Annotated in this window: 2 rRNA genes; both read right to left on the bottom strand. The window is 49.8% G+C overall.

The features are described 5' to 3' along the window. Nucleotides 1-116 (bottom strand): 5S ribosomal RNA (gene rrf / locus KFO35_RS13865). 93 nt (nucleotides 117-209) lie between these two features. Continuing rightward, a 23S ribosomal RNA gene (locus tag KFO35_RS13860) occupies nucleotides 210-3,124 on the bottom strand. Between the last annotated feature and the right edge of the window lie 88 nt (nucleotides 3,125-3,212).

Genomic DNA, 3,212 nt, shown 5'->3' with positions numbered 1-3,212 from the left:
GCGTGGCGACGTCCTACTCTCACAAGGGGCAACCCCTCACTACAATCGGCGCTAAGAAGCTTAACTTCTGTGTTCGGCATGGTTACAGGTGTATCCTTCTCGCTATCGCCACCACACTGTGGTGTTATCTTTTATTGAGTAAATTTTGTTCACTCAAAACTGGATTTGAAGTCATATAAGTTTTTTCCGAGTTCTTTTCTTTTAACCAATTGGTTAAGTCCTCGATCGATTAGTATCAGTCCGCTCCATACATCACTGTACTTCCACTCCTGACCTATCTACCTGATCATCTCTCAGGGATCTTACTTTCTTAAAGAAATGGGAAATCTCATCTTGAGGTGGGCTTCACACTTAGATGCTTTCAGCGTTTATCCCTTCCCTACATAGCTACCCAGCAATGCCCTTGGCAGAACAACTGGTACACCAGCGGTAAGTCCATCCCGGTCCTCTCGTACTAAGGACAGCTCCTCTCAAATTTCCAACGCCCGCGACGGATAGGGACCGAACTGTCTCACGACGTTCTGAACCCAGCTCGCGTGCCGCTTTAATGGGCGAACAGCCCAACCCTTGGGACCGACTACAGCCCCAGGATGCGACGAGCCGACATCGAGGTGCCAAACCTCCCCGTCGATGTGGACTCTTGGGGGAGATAAGCCTGTTATCCCCAGGGTAGCTTTTATCCGTTGAGCGATGGCCCTTCCATGCGGAACCACCGGATCACTAAGCCCGACTTTCGTCCCTGCTCGACTTGTTGGTCTCGCAGTCAAGCTCCCTTCTGCCTTTACACTCTTCGAATGATTTCCAACCATTCTGAGGGAACCTTTGGGCGCCTCCGTTACCTTTTAGGAGGCGACCGCCCCAGTCAAACTGCCCATCTGACACTGTCTCCCACCACGATCAGTGGTGCGGGTTAGAGTGGCCATAACGCAGGGGTAGTATCCCACCAGCGCCTCCATCGAAACTAGCGTTCCGATTTCTACGGCTCCTACCTATCCTGTACATGCGGTACAGACACTCAATATCAAACTACAGTAAAGCTCCATGGGGTCTTTCCGTCCTGTCGCGGGTAACCTGCATCTTCACAGGTACTAAAATTTCACCGAGTCTCTCGTTGAGACAGTGCCCAAATCGTTACGCCTTTCGTGCGGGTCGGAACTTACCCGACAAGGAATTTCGCTACCTTAGGACCGTTATAGTTACGGCCGCCGTTTACTGGGGCTTCAATTCGTACCTTCGCTTGCGCTAAGCACTCCTCTTAACCTTCCAGCACCGGGCAGGCGTCAGCCCCTATACTTCATCTTACGATTTTGCAGAGACCTGTGTTTTTGATAAACAGTCGCTTGGGCCTATTCACTGCGGCTGATCGTATGATCAGCACCCCTTCTCCCGAAGTTACGGGGTCATTTTGCCGAGTTCCTTAACGAGAGTTCTCTCGCTCACCTTAGGATTCTCTCCTCGACTACCTGTGTCGGTTTGCGGTACGGGCCGCTGTTTTCTCACTAGAAGCTTTTCTCGGCAGTGTGACATCAGGAACTTCGGTACTATTATTTCCCTCCCCATCACAGCTTGTCCTTAAGAAAAGAAGCATTTGACTCCTCTTCAGACTTACTGCTTGGACAGACATTTCCGATCGTCTGCATTCCTTAGCCTCCTGCGTCCCTCCATTGCTCAAACAAAAACAACGGGTACAGGAATATCAACCTGTTATCCATCGCCTACGCCTATCGGCCTCGGCTTAGGTCCCGACTAACCCTGGGCGGACGAGCCTTCCCCAGGAAACCTTAGTCATTCGGTGGACAGGATTCTCACCTGTCTTTCGCTACTCATACCGGCATTCTCACTTCTAAGCGCTCCAGCAGTCCTCACGATCTGCCTTCGACGCCCTTAGAACGCTCTCCTACCAATACACCTAAAGGTGTACTCCACAGCTTCGGTAATATGTTTAGCCCCGGTACATTTTCGGCGCAGGGTCACTCGACTAGTGAGCTATTACGCACTCTTTAAATGGTGGCTGCTTCTAAGCCAACATCCTAGTTGTCTGTGCAACCCCACATCCTTTTCCACTTAACATATATTTTGGGACCTTAGCTGGTGGTCTGGGCTGTTTCCCTTTCGACTATGGATCTTATCACTCACAGTCTGACTCCCGGATATGAATGAATGGCATTCGGAGTTTATCTGAATTCGGTAACCCGAGATGGGCCCCTAGTCCAAACAGTGCTCTACCTCCATCATTCTCAATTCCGAGGCTAGCCCTAAAGCTATTTCGGAGAGAACCAGCTATCTCCAAGTTCGTTTGGAATTTCTCCGCTACCCACACCTCATCCCCGCACTTTTCAACGTACGTGGGTTCGGTCCTCCAGTGCGTTTTACCGCACCTTCAACCTGGACATGGGTAGATCACATGGTTTCGGGTCTACGACTACATACTCAAACGCCCTATTCAGACTCGCTTTCGCTGCGGCTCCGTCTCTTCAACTTAACCTCGCATGCAATCGTAACTCGCCGGTTCATTCTACAAAAGGCACGCCATCACCCATTAACGGGCTTTGACTTGTTGTAGGCACACGGTTTCAGGTTCTATTTCACTCCCCTTCCGGGGTGCTTTTCACCTTTCCCTCACGGTACTGGTTCACTATCGGTCACTAGGGAGTATTTAGCCTTGGGAGATGGTCCTCCCGGATTCCGACGGAATTTCTCGTGTTCCGCCGTACTCAGGATCCTCCTAGGTGTCTTCCACATTTCGTCTACGGGGTTTTTACCCTCTTTGACTGACTTTTCCAAGTCATTCGACTATCTGAAAGAACGACCATATTGGAGTCCTACAACCCCAACAAGCAAGCTTGTTGGTTTGGGCTTTTCCCGTTTCGCTCGCCGCTACTCAGGGAATCGAATTTTCTTTCTCTTCCTGCAGGTACTTAGATGTTTCAGTTCTCTGCGTCTACCTCGAATGTGCTATGTATTCACACAATCGTAACATCCTATTAAAGATGCTGGGTTCCCCCATTCGGAAATCTCTGGATCATAGCTTACGTACAGCTCCCCAAAGCATATCGGTGTTAGTCCCGTCCTTCATCGGCTCCTAGTGCCAAGGCATCCACCGTGCGCCCTTATTCACTTAACCTTATCAACCTTACGGTTGGGTTTTGATCCTTCTTCTAGCGATAGAAGTTAGATCAAGAAAATAAGCAATTGAACTTATTAAAAAACTC

Source organism: Enterococcus lactis, from assembly GCF_015751045.1.
Classification (GTDB): Bacteria; Bacillota; Bacilli; order Lactobacillales; family Enterococcaceae; genus Enterococcus_B; species Enterococcus_B lactis.
Note: the sequence above shows the minus strand (reverse complement) of the source record. Positions and strands in the feature narration are given on the sequence as shown.